The organism is Echinimonas agarilytica, from assembly GCF_023703465.1.
In the GTDB taxonomy this organism is placed as follows: domain Bacteria; phylum Pseudomonadota; class Gammaproteobacteria; order Enterobacterales; family Neiellaceae; genus Echinimonas; species Echinimonas agarilytica.
On sequence record NZ_JAMQGP010000003.1, the window covers coordinates 124,694 to 140,573 of the forward strand.

General features: G+C 45.6%; 14 protein-coding genes. 9 read left to right on the forward strand and 5 right to left on the reverse strand.

What is annotated here, in order from left to right:
* Positions 1-28 precede the first annotated feature (28 nt).
* Entirely contained in the window at positions 29-2,110 is a 2,082-nt protein-coding gene (locus tag NAF29_RS07935; RefSeq protein ID WP_251261044.1) for a TonB-dependent hemoglobin/transferrin/lactoferrin family receptor, read from the reverse strand.
* Between the two features lie 126 nt (positions 2,111-2,236).
* On the opposite strand from NAF29_RS07935, the gene NAF29_RS07940 reads away from it, so the two are divergent.
* From NAF29_RS07940 to NAF29_RS07965, 6 genes are read left to right on the forward strand one after another with little or no spacing between them, the layout of a single operon-like run.
* On the forward strand, positions 2,237-3,022 hold the full coding sequence (locus tag NAF29_RS07940; protein ID WP_251261045.1) for an energy transducer TonB: 786 nt from the start codon (positions 2,237-2,239) through the stop codon (positions 3,020-3,022).
* A gap of 35 nt (positions 3,023-3,057) precedes the next feature.
* On the forward strand, positions 3,058-3,672 hold the full coding sequence (locus tag NAF29_RS07945) for a MotA/TolQ/ExbB proton channel family protein (RefSeq protein ID WP_251261046.1): 615 nt from the start codon (positions 3,058-3,060) through the stop codon (positions 3,670-3,672).
* Positions 3,669-4,094: an ExbD/TolR family protein gene (locus NAF29_RS07950; RefSeq protein WP_251261047.1), complete on the forward strand. Its 426-nt coding sequence runs from the start codon at positions 3,669-3,671 to the stop codon at positions 4,092-4,094. Before NAF29_RS07945 ends, NAF29_RS07950 begins: the two co-directional genes overlap by 4 nt.
* A 10-nt stretch (positions 4,095-4,104) precedes the next feature.
* Positions 4,105-4,968, forward strand: coding sequence for a heme/hemin ABC transporter substrate-binding protein (locus NAF29_RS07955; RefSeq protein ID WP_251261048.1), 864 nt, complete (start codon positions 4,105-4,107; stop codon positions 4,966-4,968).
* Positions 4,965-5,993 (forward strand): FecCD family ABC transporter permease, encoded by a 1,029-nt coding sequence (locus NAF29_RS07960; protein ID WP_251261049.1) that lies wholly within the window; start codon positions 4,965-4,967, stop codon positions 5,991-5,993. Before NAF29_RS07955 ends, NAF29_RS07960 begins: the two co-directional genes overlap by 4 nt.
* A gap of 9 nt (positions 5,994-6,002) precedes the next feature.
* Complete coding sequence (locus NAF29_RS07965) at positions 6,003-6,761, forward strand: heme ABC transporter ATP-binding protein (protein ID WP_251261050.1); 759 nt, start codon at positions 6,003-6,005, stop codon at positions 6,759-6,761.
* Between the two features lie 68 nt (positions 6,762-6,829).
* Here the strand turns inward: NAF29_RS07965 and NAF29_RS07970 are convergent, their stop codons facing one another.
* The 4 genes from NAF29_RS07970 to NAF29_RS07985 all read right to left on the reverse strand — a co-directional run bounded on the left by NAF29_RS07970 (position 6,830) and on the right by NAF29_RS07985 (position 13,179).
* Positions 6,830-7,600 carry an IclR family transcriptional regulator gene (locus tag NAF29_RS07970; RefSeq protein ID WP_251261051.1) on the reverse strand — a complete coding sequence of 257 codons (771 nt, stop codon included), beginning with the start codon at positions 7,598-7,600 and terminating at the stop codon, positions 6,830-6,832.
* 172 nt (positions 7,601-7,772) lie between these two features.
* A complete protein-coding gene (locus NAF29_RS07975; protein ID WP_251261052.1) occupies positions 7,773-9,371 on the reverse strand; it encodes a hypothetical protein in 1,599 nt (532 codons plus the stop codon).
* Positions 9,372-9,438: 67 nt separating this feature from the next.
* Positions 9,439-10,509: a hypothetical protein gene (locus NAF29_RS07980; protein WP_251261053.1), complete on the reverse strand. Its 1,071-nt coding sequence runs from the start codon at positions 10,507-10,509 to the stop codon at positions 9,439-9,441.
* Between the two features lie 585 nt (positions 10,510-11,094).
* Positions 11,095-13,179 carry a hypothetical protein gene (locus NAF29_RS07985; protein ID WP_251261054.1) on the reverse strand — a complete coding sequence of 695 codons (2,085 nt, stop codon included), beginning with the start codon at positions 13,177-13,179 and terminating at the stop codon, positions 11,095-11,097.
* Positions 13,180-13,359: 180 nt separating this feature from the next.
* Here NAF29_RS07985 and NAF29_RS07990 point away from each other — a divergent pair, with 180 nt between their 5' ends.
* The 3 genes from NAF29_RS07990 to arsB all read left to right on the forward strand — a co-directional run bounded on the left by NAF29_RS07990 (position 13,360) and on the right by arsB (position 15,871).
* The gene (locus tag NAF29_RS07990) at positions 13,360-14,322 is read left to right on the forward strand and encodes a magnesium transporter CorA family protein (RefSeq protein WP_251261055.1); all 963 of its coding nucleotides are present in this window, start codon (positions 13,360-13,362) and stop codon (positions 14,320-14,322) included.
* Between the two features lie 116 nt (positions 14,323-14,438).
* Positions 14,439-14,786 (forward strand): metalloregulator ArsR/SmtB family transcription factor, encoded by a 348-nt coding sequence (locus NAF29_RS07995; protein ID WP_285817676.1) that lies wholly within the window; start codon positions 14,439-14,441, stop codon positions 14,784-14,786.
* Between the two features lie 56 nt (positions 14,787-14,842).
* The gene (gene arsB, locus NAF29_RS08000; protein WP_251261056.1) at positions 14,843-15,871 is read left to right on the forward strand and encodes an ACR3 family arsenite efflux transporter; all 1,029 of its coding nucleotides are present in this window, start codon (positions 14,843-14,845) and stop codon (positions 15,869-15,871) included.
* Positions 15,872-15,880 lie beyond the last annotated feature (9 nt).

Here is a 15,880-nt window from a genome sequence, read left to right on the forward strand (position 1 = left end):
AGAGGGCAAGCCCCCTTAACATTGGCGATTAGAATGAATATTTCGCCGACAAGCGAACTGAACGCCCAGGTTCATAAACCTCTGACCATGCAACGCGATAGTTTTGATCAAACGCATTGTTCAGACTTAAATCGATTTTAAGTCCTTGGGCAAACGTCGAAGGTTCCCAGCTGACATACACATCAGCTAAAGTGTAGCCATCATATTCAGTGGCTTCTGCGTCGGCTGCTGGAACTCGATCTTGCTCAGATACATGCATGACTCGAACACCGGCTTTAGTGTCGATGTCCCAAAAACCGTAGTTCACATCAGCAACCCACTTGTCGGCGGGAATGCCGGCCAAGTAGTCGCGTGTAACTTGGTCACCCACCACGGTGTTGCCTTTGGCATGAGTTTGACCATAGCTCAGACTGGCTGACAAAGCGCCGATACTATAGTCTGCCCCAACTTCAAACCCCTTAAGCTCGGCATCTGTCGCGTTAAGGTGAGTGGACGTGCCGGTAATGCAGTTGCACGATGGTGGAGCGCCAAAGTCATCTTCGGTGACGACGTTAAGGTAGATAAAGTCGTCTACATCATTTTTGAAGACAGTAGCGAACAGTGACAGCTGGTCCTTGCCGAATACATTCTGAAAATTCAAATCTGCCGTGAGTTCAATATTGGCTGATTTTTCAGGTTTGAGATCAGTATTTGCAACAAATACATTGTCCCACCCCGGAGCACCGTAGTTAAAGTGAGTACCTTGAATATATAATTCATAGGAGGAAGGGGCTCTAAATGCCTCGTCGTATCGCAATGTCCAGCGCAGCCAGTCAGTTGCCTTCCAGCGGATCGCGGCTGATGGTGACCATGAACTCTCGCTGTAATCAGAATCTAAGTCCGCTGATTCTGTGTCGAAGTGATCGTAGCGCAAGCCGGCTTCAACCTGCCATTGCTCATTGATAATGTGTGTGACGTTAGTAAATGCACCCCATACATTGCTCTCTGCTTCTGACGGAGGCTCTGGACGATTGCTAGAATCAGGGTTCTCGGCACGGCTGGTGTTGACTGTGTCGCGGTAACCATCAATGCCTGCCATTACTGATGTTTTCCCTAAATCAAAGGTGTTGATGATATTAAAGCCAATGGTTTCAACATCACTTTGATCGGTGCCGCCGAACAGCGGCGTTTCTTCATTTTCTGACTTGTTGTAATAGGCTTTTGTAGTGAGGTTCAGTAGTGGAGATGTGCCAGATATCTTATAGTCGATTGCTATATGAGTATCTGTAACGTCGCGCTGAATCAGGTTTTCCGAGCCGTTTATCAGATCGTCTGCCGAGCCCACTGTGGGTGGAACCCCTTCGAGATTTGCTCGTCGTACTTGAAAATTAAGAGTTTGGTGGGAGTCTAAATTCCAGCCGAGTTTAGCCAAAATTGTCGAATTTTCAGCTTCTGTACCATACAGCGTATTACCGTTGCCTTGCTCCATTTCGCTACTGTCACGGAACGTTGCAGCAAATAGGCCGTTAAATTCATCATTTTTGGCGGCCACTGTTCCTGTGGTATTCCACACATCGCCATTATCTTGATATCCAGCTTTGACGAATCCTCCGACCGACTTTCCGGCAGCAATAACATCATCAGCAGTAATGGTATTTTGAACCACAACGCCGCCCAAAGCACCTGATCCCCAAAGGTTGCTTGAAGGTCCTTTCAATACTTCCACTGAAGACAGTAATTCGGGGTCTAAAAAGTAAGAAGGGCGGTGCGAGAAGTTGGTGTTACTGCGAGCGCCGTCGATCACTTGAAGCACTTTTTCGCCCGATAAACCGCGAATGTTGATACTTTGATTACCAGGAACCGCGCCGCCTTCAATGCTGACGTTGGCTTGGTATTTTACAGTTTCTGCAACAGAATTCGGTTGAATTTCTGAAATTTCTTCAGCACTCACCACTGCAATTTGCCGAGTGACATCTTCTTTGACTTGTTCTGTTCGCGTTGCGTTGACATGAACAACGGCAAGTTGCGTTGCTTGTTTGCTGTCGTCAGCTGCAATGGCATGTTGTGACAGTGTTGCGCTACTAATCGCCAGTGCGAGGAGTGATAAAGGGAATTGTTTAAACATCTTCATGTGTTTTAAATGATCCATTAGGTGTGATTGAAAGAAATGACCTTGAGTCAGAACCTGATTAAATTTGTTGCGAACGATAATGGATCTCATTATCATTATCAATAGAAAAATTCTGAAATATGTCCTATGAAGCTCGACGGTATGGTTACTGAAAATGCAAAATTTGAATGGCTTGGCGCTCAAGCAACTCGCTCTGATGTGAGGGTTTGGGCGTTTGTCGTAGCTGTTGCAATCCATATTGGCTTAGCAATGGAACTCTCAGTTCAAGACACTTCGCACGTGGAAATGCTCAGCGCCCCATCGAGTTTATCCATGCATGTATTTCAATTGCCTAGCTCCGTTTCTGAAACTAATGACTCCGTTGAACCTGATGTTCAGGCCATGCCTGAACCGGTCAATCAAGATGTAGAGGTTTCAGAGGTCATCAGCCCCGATGCGTACGACCCTATTGAAGCGGTGGAAGTGATTGAGCCCGATGCGGAAATAGCTCAACAAAGCGAACCTGTTGCTGAACAACAGAATGACAGACAAGCACTGGATGAAGATTCGCCTAATCTAGACGTCGATGCGGATCTTGTTCCCACAGTGCTCAACGACACTGTCGAGCCTGAGCAAGACTCGGGTCTACACAATGAAATCGTGACTGAACCTTCATTTAGAACACCGCCGCAACCACCGGTTTACCCACGATTGGCACAACGTCGAGGCCAAGAAGGAGTCGTGTGGCTAGAGATTCAATTAGACGAATTTGGCCGTCAACTCAATACCATTATTTTAACGAGTTCGGGTGTTGACTCACTGGATTTAGCGGCGCTCACAGCCGTCGCTCAATGGCAGTTTGAAGGCCGGCAGCGCGGGGATTCACGTGTGCCGTCAAGAGTCCAGATCCCAATTAATTTTTCACTGCAGTAACACTGTTCAATCAGTACTGTTTTATCGAGATTTTTATGTTTAATCAAACGTTTACGCAGCAGCTTGGTGAATTGAGTTGGCCCTTAGCCATTCAATCTATAATTGTTATTACGCTCATATTGGAACGGTGTTGGGTGTTGGGGGGACTGTCGATCTCTCGGGCAAAAATCTTGGCGAAAGCACCACTTTGGGCCAACGGCTACAAGACTTCATTAATTGCTCGAGGCGTCAATTTGCTCGCTCAGCATCAAGCCGAAGATAAAGCAATTCGAGAAGAAATTGCTGAGATCTGGTTGGCACAGCAGCGCCGACACCTGCAACGAGGCATTCGAGTGCTGCAGCTCATCGCGATTATCGCGCCGCTAACAGGGTTGCTGGGGACGGTGCTGGGTCTAATCACGGTCTTTGATGATGTATCTCTTATCGAGGGTGGAATTCAGCCGGCAGTGCTTGCCGCTGGGCTTGGCATGGCCATGTACACCACTGCGGCAGGCTTGTTTATTGCGTTGCCAGCTCTGATTGCCGTGCATCTATTTCAATTGTGGATTGATCAAGTTATTGCCAATGCTGAATTTGCCATGAATCAATGCCAATTGTTGTTAGCGGGTAAGGTCACCCATTGGACTGATGTAAAACGAGAAGCGGCATGATTAAAAGTTCGACATGTTCAGATCCCTCTTCTGGGGCGATTGAGCTGACGCCATTGATCGACATCGTATTCATTGTGGTGGTGTTTTTATTGGCCACTTCTAACGCGCCTGTGATGCAAATAGATGTTGATTTACCTTCCGATCAGCAGGGGCTCAGTGTCGTTGCAGATGCAAGCGAACCTGTGGTGATTGGGCTAAAAGATTCACCGCCGCGCTGGTGGATCGATGCGCAGTCATTCGCCACATACACAGAATTCGAATCTCAATTGCTGGCGCACGTCACGAGCACCACACCGACGCAACTAGCCATTGACCGAGAAGTGCCTTCAGAGCATCTCATACAATTAATTTCATTGTTGCAACACCATCAAATCAGCAATGTTGGATTACTTATGTCGCCTCAAAATAGCGACTCAGAATAAAGGAAATATCATGTCTCCCATTGACCGTCTCACGGCAAGCTATATGCCGCACGTTGCTCATATTATGAAAGGCCTAACGCTCATGATCGCACTGTTGGTCACCGCTTTGCCTAGCGCGGCAGAAACTCGCGTGATCAGTACCGATGCTGGCACTACTGAAATACTTATAGCCCTAAATCAACAGCACTTATTGGTGGGAGTGGATGTGACTTCATCCTTGCCTGAAGGACTTGATTTACCCAGTGTGGGTTATCATCGAGCGCTGCCTGCAGAAGGACTGTTAAGCCTCAAGCCAACTTTGGTCTTTGGCAGCGAACACATGGCACCTAAAGAAACATTAACGGCACTCAAGGCGCTTGATGTGCCAGTGATTCAGCATGCGACAGCAACGAATGCGGAGCAACTGAAACAAAATATTCAAGCGGTGGCAAAAGCACTCAATGTTGATTCGAGTAGCGCGCTGAAGGAAGTCGAAAAACAACAAAGCATCCTTCAAATGTACCCCTATGAGGCGTCATCGTCAGTGTTCTTATTGAGCATGCAAGGTAAAGGCATGCGTCAAGCTGGCAAGGGCACAGCGGGCCATGCATTCTTAAGCTTGTTAGGGCTGCCCGCCCAGGCCAATTATCAAGGCTATCGTTCTATTTCCGAAGAAGCTTTATTAACACTGCAACCGGAAGTCATAGTGATTGCGGCTCAAGGAGACTTGTCGGTTGAACAAGTGCTCAAAAATATGCCCGCGCTGGCGCACACGCCTGCAGCCGCACAGCATCGAATTGTGATTGTTGATGCCTCAAGTTTAGTGGCTGGGATTAGCTTGTCGGCATTGCAACAAGCGTCTGCGGTGGCTGCTCAGTTGAACGCATCGTCATGATTCGTCATTGGTCTAAATACGCCATAGCATTGCCACTGGCGGGTGTTTTATGGTTGTCGTTGATGAGTTCGATAGGCTCTGGCGCGATGCCTCTATCATTGAGTCAGAGTATGTGGTCGTTGTGGGATGGGCTGTTTGGTACAGACCACAGTGGTTTGTCGGGGTATGAACAAATTGTAGTGATGGAACTGCGATTGCCACGCACCTTACTGGCTATGATGGTGGGCGCTTTGCTCGCTCAATGTGGCGCGGTGATGCAAGGTGTTTTTCGTAATCCTTTAGCTGATCCCGGCATCATAGGTGTGAGTTCAGGAGCTGCACTAGGTGCCGCGATTTGCATCGTACTGTTACCTGCTTCAATCAGCGCATACGCATTACCAATAGCGGGCTTTGGCGGCGGATTACTGGTGACTTTAATGGTGTATAAGTTGGCGCAAGGACCAGCAGGAACCTCGGTGACGTTGTTGCTGCTAGCGGGGGTTGCTATTGCCGGTTTTGCAGGCGCAATGATCGGCTTTCTTACCTTTATTGCCAGCGAACAAGGGCTACGTGATTTAAGTTTGTGGCAAATGGGCTCTGTGGCTTCAGCGTCTGATACAGAGCTCGGCCTTATGGCGGCGGTCACAGTGATTCTTATGGTGTGCTTTCAATTCAAAGCATCGGCTTTGAATGCTCTGCTTTTGGGGGAATCCGAAGCGCGCCATTTAGGCATTGATGTTGAACGAATGAAACGCCAATTTATTTTGCTCACTGCGTTGGGGGTGGGGATCGCGGTTTCAGTGTCCGGCATTATTGGCTTTGTTGGACTTGTTATTCCGCATATTGTTCGCACCTTAGTTGGGCCTAATCACACGCGTTTATTGCCAATTTGTGCAGTGCTCGGAGCTGCATTAATGTTGATTGCAGATTCAATTGCACGCGTTGCAATGAGTCCTTCAGAAATGCCTGTAGGCCTTGTTACGGCTGCTATCGGGTCACCTTTCTTTATGGCACTGCTGTATCGCATGCGCCGACGAATATTTTAGGAGTAAACCATGTTTTCAGTGGCGCATTTAAAGTATGCAATGGGTGAGAAAAACATTCTTAATGTGGATTTGGCAGAGGCTAATAGTGGCGACTTTATTGCACTTTTAGGCACCAATGGGGCCGGCAAATCAACCTTTCTCAAGTCGATGACGGGCGAGCTTATGGCATCGGGGAGTGTTTCTTTTTATGGCCGAGCCCGCGAACAGTGGAATCGTCAAGCATTGGCAAAGCAGCTTGCGGTATTGCCTCAAGCGAGCGAACTATCGTTTCCATTTACAGCTCAAGAGGTGGTTGAACTGGGGCTAATCCCTTTAAGCTACAAGCAACAAGATGGAATACGCGTGGTACGCGAATCCATGCAAAAAACGTCGGTGTGGGACTTGGCCGACCGGTTGTATTCACTACTGTCGGGCGGGGAGCGTCAGCGAGTCCATTTGGCGCGTGTATTGGTGCAATTGTCGCAAGCCAGCGAACCGCCAATCTTGCTGCTAGATGAACCTACATCCGCACAAGATTTAGCTCAGCAGCACGACATTTTGAGTTTGCTTAAACAGCTGTGTGACGAACAACAATGGTGTGTTGTAGCAATTGTGCACGATTTGAATCAAGCGCTTCGATTCTGCAATCGAACATGGTTAATTCATGACTCAGAGCTGATTGCCGAAGGCGCACCAGAGCAGGTGCTTAACCTTGATACTATTGAAAAAGTATGGGGTTATCGAGGTCAATTACTTCGTACCGATGACCAACAGTTAGTTTTTATTTAATGCACGTAAGTTGCGCGCATTCAAATACTTCAATGCGCGCGAACAAAGCTAGAACAATCTTGTCAGTGTTAGCAGCCTACACGTTCTGATATTTTGTTGGCGGTATCAATCACAGCCTCAATCAACGCTTGCTGATCGGTATCTTTGCCAATACTAGAAGTCAGCGAAGACACAGACAATGCCGCGATCACCGCACCGTTGGGTTCTCCCACAATGGCAGCACAGACAGTCACGCCTTCGGTGAGAAGACTATGTGTGAAGCAATATCCCTTTTTCACAATATCATTTAAGTTGGCATCTAACGCTTGGCGTTGCTCGGTATTCATGGCCACATAATCTTCATCGCGTTCATAAATCAGTTCGCGAACGGCTTCTTTACTATGTGCCAGTAGCAGCCTTCCTGAAGTGCTTTGAACGGAAGGGAATAGCGTGCCTTCTGCAATGGCTAGAGAAACAGGCGCAGGGCTACGTGCTTGAACCACTACCATTACCTGACTTTGGTGCAACATGCTTAAATGGCAAGAGTGGCCGTGATTGGCTGCAAAGTCTTCCATGATAGGAATGGCTGTTTGACGTAATTTATCGATAGGCGACAGGCGCCTAGACAGCGTAAATAACTTCAGAGATACGCGGTACTTGCCTGAAACGTCATCTCGGATTAAGTAACCGCGGCTTTCTAAACCAACCAACACGCGATAAATTTCATTCGCGCTGCGGTCAATCCCGTCAGCAATTTCCTTTTGCGAGAGAGGAATGTCCTTTGTTGCCAAAAACTCTAATATGTCGAGTCCCTTGTCCAACGCGGGAACTGCATATTTGTTGGCCTTGGTTGTTGTCATTTAAAAATCCTAACGTTCCATCTTTGAGGTCAACCATGTTTGATTGTGAGTACAAACGTAACGAGCGTTAACCTACTTTTTAATCAATGGTCGTCATTAAATCATAGGTTGAGGCAGCTTTATATTGAATTGTGCTGAATCAATCCGCGTTCTCGTCGTTATTTGAGCTGTGTTAATGGTTCAGTGCTTTTGCCACAAGTTGTTTGCGCTCTTCTTCAGATAGGTAGTCATGTGCCGTTATCCAAGCCTTAGCTTGCGCTGTATTGTGGGCCAACCAAACTTCTAAAATTCCATTCATGCGCTCGTCATTCCGGTTGTTCGGAAGCTTGTGGTAGAGCCAATTTGCAGCGTTGGCATATTCTTGTTCGCTGGCAAGTGCGTATGCTGTGCTAAATACCGCTGATTGGTATTCATCTTCATTTTCCAATGTATCGATCCAGCTTTCCAATTGCGCCAAATCTTGCTGCGCAGCCTGAGTGCTGGCTTGATTGATTAAGGCTAGTTTTTCAGATGATGGCGGGAGCGTTTCGATCCAATTTAACGCTCCCTCTGGGTCTTGTTTGGCCCATGCGCTTGCCGTGTCGGATTGGCGTAATAGTTCCAGCGATTGCTCGATGGGAAGTTGTTCATATAAATGTTCGGCGGTGAAGGCCGGGTCATGTGCAGACATGGCTGCTGTGTAATCGGCAGCAACTAATTGTTGAATGTCGTTGGTTTGGCTAAGAAGCCAGTGTACAGCACCTTGCATATCTTGGTTGACCCATGTCTCTGCGATACCTGCGGCTATCGCAGCTTTGTGTTCAGGGTTTTCGGTTTGGCGAAGCCAATGCTTCGCATTGTCCAAATGATGTTGCGCAAATGCCGATGCACCCGCATAAATTATACTGTAATGAGGGGATTCAAGGTCGTGCATTAATCTCAAACCATCACTGGGATGATGTTGAAATAGCACGCGAATAGCAGGCACTAGCGACGAAATTCTTTGCTCTGGAGTAATGGTCAGAAGGTCCAATGAGGCCCGCAGTTGCTCAGGGTGCTGTTCAGCTATATGGCGCAGCGAGATTGAAACCAATTCAGTGTTGTTCTGCAATTGGCTGTGAAGCAAATATTGAAAAGCCGACTCGGAAGATTCAGAGGCCCAGATGGAGAATATGGCACTTAGGTCTGGCAATTTTATATCCATAGGGCCAAATGTACTGAGGTAATCGATGCTGTCAACTGGCGCCGATTTAATCCACCCCTCAAAAACAAATTGGTTGGCGCTGGCCTGAGTTGCCATAGGAATGGTGTCTGTAACCCAGTTTAGCGCATGAATCGGAGAGCTTTCCCCCCATGCACGAAAGGCAAAATCGAAAGTGTAAATCCCAAGACCACTCTCATTTATGAGCGTATTCATGATCTGAACTTGTTCATTTTCATCGGCCGCTTCAAGTACCGCAAGTGCAATCGATTGCTGTGGGTATTGTTGCATAAAGACTGCGGCGTATTGAATTGCATCGTTTCTTGACTCAATCAGCCATTGTTGAAAAATTGTCTGAATCTCATTCGCTTGCTCGAAGCCCTGTAAAAATTGTACAGCGCGTTGTAGGCGAACAATATATGACTTAGATTCTGTGCCGAAAGGGGCATCAGAGTGCTTTAGATCTGTTTGAATTTGCAGGGGTGGATTGCTCGAAGCATTAGACAATAGAGTGGTGTTAGAACCCAATAAAAAACATAGGGATATGATAATACTCAGCACAGCGCCGATCATCATGAATTTTAGAGGCATAAACTCGATCTCCTCTCGGTGATTGAAATGAACTCCCCAAGTGCTATGGGGAGTTCAGAAAAAGGAATTAACAGCCGGAGATAACGGTTTTTAAATTCCCAGAAGAGTTTTTCTTCAATGATTTCGAGCCGACGATGGAGTCGTCATAGTAACTACTGTTGTTTTTGGCAACGAAATTCGTGTAACTGCAACTTGGAACGGAATTGCCCGTTAGACTTAATGTGCCATTCCAGTTGGTGCCAAAATTGACGCCATATTGGATGAAGTGTGGTTTTTTCTTGCCTGAGTCTGCCACAATCGAAAAATTGTTGAGTTTCAGGTTTTTGGTCTTGGTCGTGTTGTGATTCGACCAGCTTACTGCTCCCAAGTTGTACCCGCCAGCATCGGCCCCTTTAACCGTTACATTTTGCGCCAGCAAGCCTGTTGTGGCTGATTCTGCCCACCATCCAAGTTGAATTGGTGCGCCATTTCTGCGGTGTTTAATGGTGGTGTATTTAACCGATGAATTATTAAAGTAGAGTTTTACAGCATCATCCAAAGTATCAATATAGCTACTTTGAATAGTGGAACCCGCAGCGCCGCCAAAACCGTCTGAATTGTTGTGGGAACCTCCGCGATTATCGATGATATTGATCCATTTTGCATCGATTTTGGTATTAAAAGAGGTGATGTGGTACGAACGAGCATTCACGAACTTTAGATTTCGAATCGTTACAACCCCAGAATTTTGAACGGCTATAGCCCCGTATTTCCACTTTGAATTATCTGGAATATTGTTGTTAACCGACCAAGACTGTTGTGACGTTCCAAAAATCGTCGCGGAGCGATGCCAAGATTGTTCGCCTTCTTTACCACCACTAATAGTGAGTGCATTGGGGTGATTGTAAACGCGAAAACCGCCAGTCACTTTCTTTCCCTTAGCAATGTGAATGGTTTTTACTTCGTTGGGCACAGGAAAGTAAAAGCCTTCTTTACCTTTGTTGGTCCAATTCACGTTGTTTTTCACTGTCAATGTGCCGCTTGCTGAGTTCCAAGTGGCATTGTTGTCGTTGAAATATCCAGAAGCCCAGTTTGGCAGTGCTAGGGCCGAGCTCGATGCCATAAATAGACATAAACTGAGACAAGTTTTTAATTTCATGAGTTTCTTCTCTGTTATTGATGTTTTATTTGAGTTGTGTGGCTCGTGTTTTTGAATCGTTAATGATGACAATTCAAATACTTCAGCAGCGAACTTATGTTTGCCTTAATCGAATGTGCGACAAGACCCCACTTGAATAGCTGTTTAATGCAGAGCCTTCAAACCGTTGGTCGCTAAGATTTATTGATTTTTTAAACCTCAGGAAATTAAGGATTGAATCAACATTTATTGATTTCGTATTAGTGATGCAATTCAACAAATAGCGGGTTATTTCAAGTTGTGAACTATTTTTGTTTGTGGGTTGCTGATTTGGCGAAAACTCGATCTACGATTTGGACATCGAAGGGAGAACGGTTTTGAAAGTAATTTGAGGCCTTTGCTGAGTTGCCTTGTATTATTTCGGTATGTGATGAATGGTTTTGATTCGTAGCAGTAGAGTGGTGTGAGAGGCGCTGATTCTGAATGGTTAAATAGTTGGGGGCATAGGTTGAATATGAATTTGTTGATGCTAATGCTTTGCGCCAAAAAAAAGGCCCTCTATAGTAGAGAGCCATAGTGGAACTGGTTTTGCTTTGTTCCTCTGCTTTAGAAGGATGCCTCCTTCCATTGTGTTCCAAAGCCTGTATTTGTCGTCAAGCTGAACCCTGTGCTCGTAGTCTGAGCTGTTGAGCTCGCCGTGAGTCTTTTATTAGGGTAATTGCGGCTTTCCAAATAGAAGTAGCCGTTGCTCGTTGCCACTTTCTTCCATTGAACTTTGTTTCCTGTATCTTGAGTTAAATCGAATGACAGGTTGCCATCCACGGCTTTTAAGCGCTCATTGTTCTGTGCTTTATTCTCAAGGTAGAAATAGCCATTGTCGGTTTCAACAAGGCGCCATTGCACCATGGTGCCATTCGTATTGACGAGCTTAAGGCCACCAGTACCATTGGTTGCTTTAAAGTTGTACCCGGCAAACAATCGACTCTCAAGCAATACATATTCAGATGTTACCGGTGGTGTTTCACCTGAATCGCTATTGATGTTGAGTATATTGTTATTGGTGGCAGCGCTTCCGGTAAATAGCATAGAGCGGTCTGCATTAGTGACCGGTTCGTCGCTAAACTCGGTGATCAATAAATTATTGAAAGTGACATCTTCTAAATTAAATTGCGCGGCTTTATCAACTAAACTTTTCGTTTTTTGGCGTCCATAAATCGTCAAATCATTAATTTCGATATTTCGAACCCCAGGATTATCAGAAGCCTTGTCCCACCAAACTGAATTATCAACTAGGCTTGATGTTTTAAGGTTGAGAATCGCAATTGGGTCACCGTACACATCCATGGTGTTAATGGTGATGCCATCACATTCTTGGTAGGTGCCAATCTGACTCATGACAATACCGTTGTTATTGCCAATATTGGTCCACTCGGGATAAACCATGGTGGTATTACTCACTTTAATTCCACCTGTATTGTATTTGCCGGCCCAACCACAGGTAATGAACCCACCGTTAAAACTTGGCCAAACTAGGTTGTCTTTCACGTCGATGTCAAAGGCATAAAATGAATCGTCAACCGGACGTAGGAAACTATTTTGCACCACCGAACCATTGTGTGGACGAAATGCGTCGTTGTTGCCGTGCCAGCCCCATATCTTCACGCGATCGATGACTGAGTTCCAACCAACCACAACCCCGTGCCACATGATATCGCCGATGATAACGCCACGTAATTTGGTGTTTTCACCACCGTTTAATCCTACGGCTTCCACCATGTAAGGTGATGATGTTGACGTGTGAGCCTTATCGTTTGGACGCCAATATGGACCGTTGTTTGGCGTTGAAGGAGAATTTCTATAGTCGCCCATGTAGAGCATTCCTCGACCATAAATCTCAACATTGTCAGCCACGCTCCAACTATTGCCGTTCTCGCCATTTGCGTCATAGCCAATGATATGGCCCGAAACCAAAGCATTTTGATGCAGCCATACTTTAGTGCCATGAGTTACGGGGATACCCTTCAGACCAAAGCGAGACTCTAAATCATGGTAGCCGGCGCGAAAAACAATGACATCAGCATCGACTAATTCTTGCCATGTGGTGGAGTTATCGTACACCACTTTGGTGTTGCCAGATGACGCGTTGGGCTCGACTAAGTCGTTGTTGATTGGGTCAGCAAAAATAGTCAGCATGTGCTTCACAACTTCATGTTGCCCATCGACATGTTTATTGCTGTTGACGTCGAAATTGACCACCACATATTTGGGCTCTGACAAGGTGAATTCAATCGTATTATTGTTGATCTTAGAAGGGGCCGAATCTGCACCGATCACTTCTACGTTGCTCGCATCGAATACCACGTTCTCTGATATTTTATTTGAATTTTTGGTGACTTGAATCGTAATAGGACCGTCTTGGGGCGTGAACGAAAGGGGGATAAAACTGAAATCTCTGTTATGCAGTAACGTATTATTTTTATTGGGGATCAGTTCATCTTGAGACTCCGCCATTCTGGGGTGGAGAGTCTTCCACTCGCCATTGCCTTGTTTGACGCGCGCGCTATACACGTCGGAACTTTGAAGGTAGGAGTTATTGGGAGTTGGAAGGTTTGCAATATTAATTTGTGCTATTGAGGTATTCACCGAAAATAGCGAAGCGAATACTAAAGTGCTTGATAGTGATAATCGCATGATGCGGCCTAATTTTTATTTGTGTGTGTGTGACTTAATAGGGAAACATAGCGGCAAAAAAATCAGTTATGGTGAAACCTGTTCTATGCCGTAAAGTGTGACATAACTGACTTATATTAAATTTTTAGAAATTTTTAATGAGGCCTTTAGCACAAAGTTCGACCTTGAGAGATACAAATTATGATTCGTACAATGCACTTGATTGACGGTAGCCTGACTCAAAGAGGGCGGGAGGGCGTTCAACATTGGGAGCTTAATGGTGGCGTGTTGTGGGTTGATATCGTTAATGAAAATGATGCCGATGAAACTCAGCTTCTAAAACAATTAGGGTGTCACACACTTGCCATCCGAGATGCGCAACGATTGCGTCATCCGCCGAAAGTGGAAAGCTTTGAGAACAACTGCTTTTTGTTATATAGAGGTTTTAACCAGTGCGGCAATGGGCTAGATATCCAAACTATGCAATTGGGTATTTTTGTCAATAAAAATCTATTAATCACTCGTAGAAACGGTGAATCAATTGGTGTTGAAACTGTTTGGCACAGTCCTCAGTTGATCAAGCAACTGAATGATCCAGCAGTTGTGTTGAGCAAAATTATTAACGCATCGGCGGAACGCTACCTTGAAGCTGTTCTCGATGCGGAAAAGGAAGTATCAGATCTAGAGGATGACATGCTTGATCGCCCGGATGACGCTTTGATGCAACGATTGATTTTATTGAAATCTCATTTTCGTAAATTGCTTCGAATATTTCGATATCACACGCGAGTGTTTCAGCGTATTTTATCCGGCTTTTCTGAACACATAGACATGTCACATGATGCTGTTAAGCATAGTTTTCATGATGCATTCGATAAACTCGAACGCCTCGAAAGCTTATGCAGTATGTACTACGACATTTGCGGTGACTTAATTGAGGGTTACATATCACTAAGCTCTCACCGATTAAACAAAACCATGCAGGTGCTCACGGTTATTACAGCTATTTTTGTACCACTGACCTTTATTGCCGGAATTTATGGGATGAATTTTGAGTATATTCCAGAGCTTGGCTATCGAAATGGATATTTTGTGTCGTTAGGTGCCATGTCCGCAATTGCGTTGTGTTTATTAGGCGTTTTTCGGGCCAAGAAATGGCTTTAAGTTTGTGGAGCATCGAGTCGTACTTTGACGCAATTAGAACTTAATTCAACAATCATCTTGCACATATGTAAGAACGAATATATGATTTTCCATATATTCATGGCGAGGCATTCCAAATGACCCCCTTAATGTTTTTTAAAGCACTAGCTGATGACACAAGATTAAGTTGCTTATTGTTGATTCAGTTGGAATCTGAGCTGTGTGTATGCGAGTTAATGACAGCCCTGGAACAAAGTCAGCCTAAAATATCGCGCCACTTAGCTCAGTTAAGAAAGCTAGGCTTATTATTAGATCGGCGCCAAGGCCAGTGGGTGTTTTATCGAGTAAACCCCGAACTTCCGTCGTGGGCAGCTGATATTTTGCAAACCGTTGCGCGAGATGAAGGTCAGATGGTTGAGAGTCATCGAGCACGGCTCGTTCGGGTCGAGAGTGATTCACAGAAAATGCGTAATATGTGCCAGTAAAAAGCACGCTGCGCTCACCTTTTACTTTTTCATTATTAATCCTTGGGACAAATATCATGGGTACTTTCGAACGCTACTTAAGTGTTTGGGTCGGTTTATCAATTGTGTTAGGTGTGGTGCTGGGCAATCTTATGCCAGATGCTTTTGCCGTTGTGGCAGGGCTTGAATTTGCACACGTCAACATTGTTATTGCCGTTTTAATTTGGGTGATGATTTACCCAATGATGATACAAATTGATTTTTCGTCCATTAAAGATGTGCGCAAAAGCCCGAAGGGGTTAGTGCTTACCTTAGTGGTGAACTGGTTGATTAAGCCTTTTACTATGGCGGCACTGGGATGGCTGTTCTTTCGGGTGTTTTTTGCTGGGTGGGTCGATCCTCAAACTGCGACAGAATACATTGCAGGTATGATTTTACTGGGCGTGGCACCTTGTACTGCAATGGTCTTTGTGTGGAGTCAACTAACCAAAGGTGATCCAAACTATACCTTGGTGCAGGTGTCGGTGAATGACTTGATCATGGTCGTCGCATTTGCGCCAATTACTGCGTTGTTACTGGGCGTTAGCGATATTCAGGTGCCGTGGGATACCTTGTTATCGTCAGTTTTATTATATGTGGTTTTGCCCTTAGTTGCGGGGGCATTGACGCGGTATGTGTTGCAGAAAAAGAACGATGATCAGGCGTTAGATGCTTTCGTTGGGGGTTTAAAACCGTGGTCCATGATTGGCTTGCTTGCCACTGTTGTATTGTTGTTTGGCTTTCAAGCAGAAACGATTTTGGCGCAACCCCAAGACATATTGCTGATTGCTATTCCACTTTTGATCCAAACTTACGGCATTTTCTTTGTGGCTTTTTATGCTGCTAAAAAATTGAAGTTAAGCCATAAAATCGCAGCACCGGCATGCATGATCGCGACCTCAAATTTCTTTGAATTAGCTGTGGCGGTTGCCATTTCATTATTTGGCTTGCACTCAGGCGCAGCGCTCGCAACAGTAGTGGGCGTATTGGTTGAAGTGCCCGTCATGCTTTCACTGGTGGCTATTGCCAACCGGAGTCGACATTTATTTGTTGAACAGGAATCCTAGCGCTCAAGG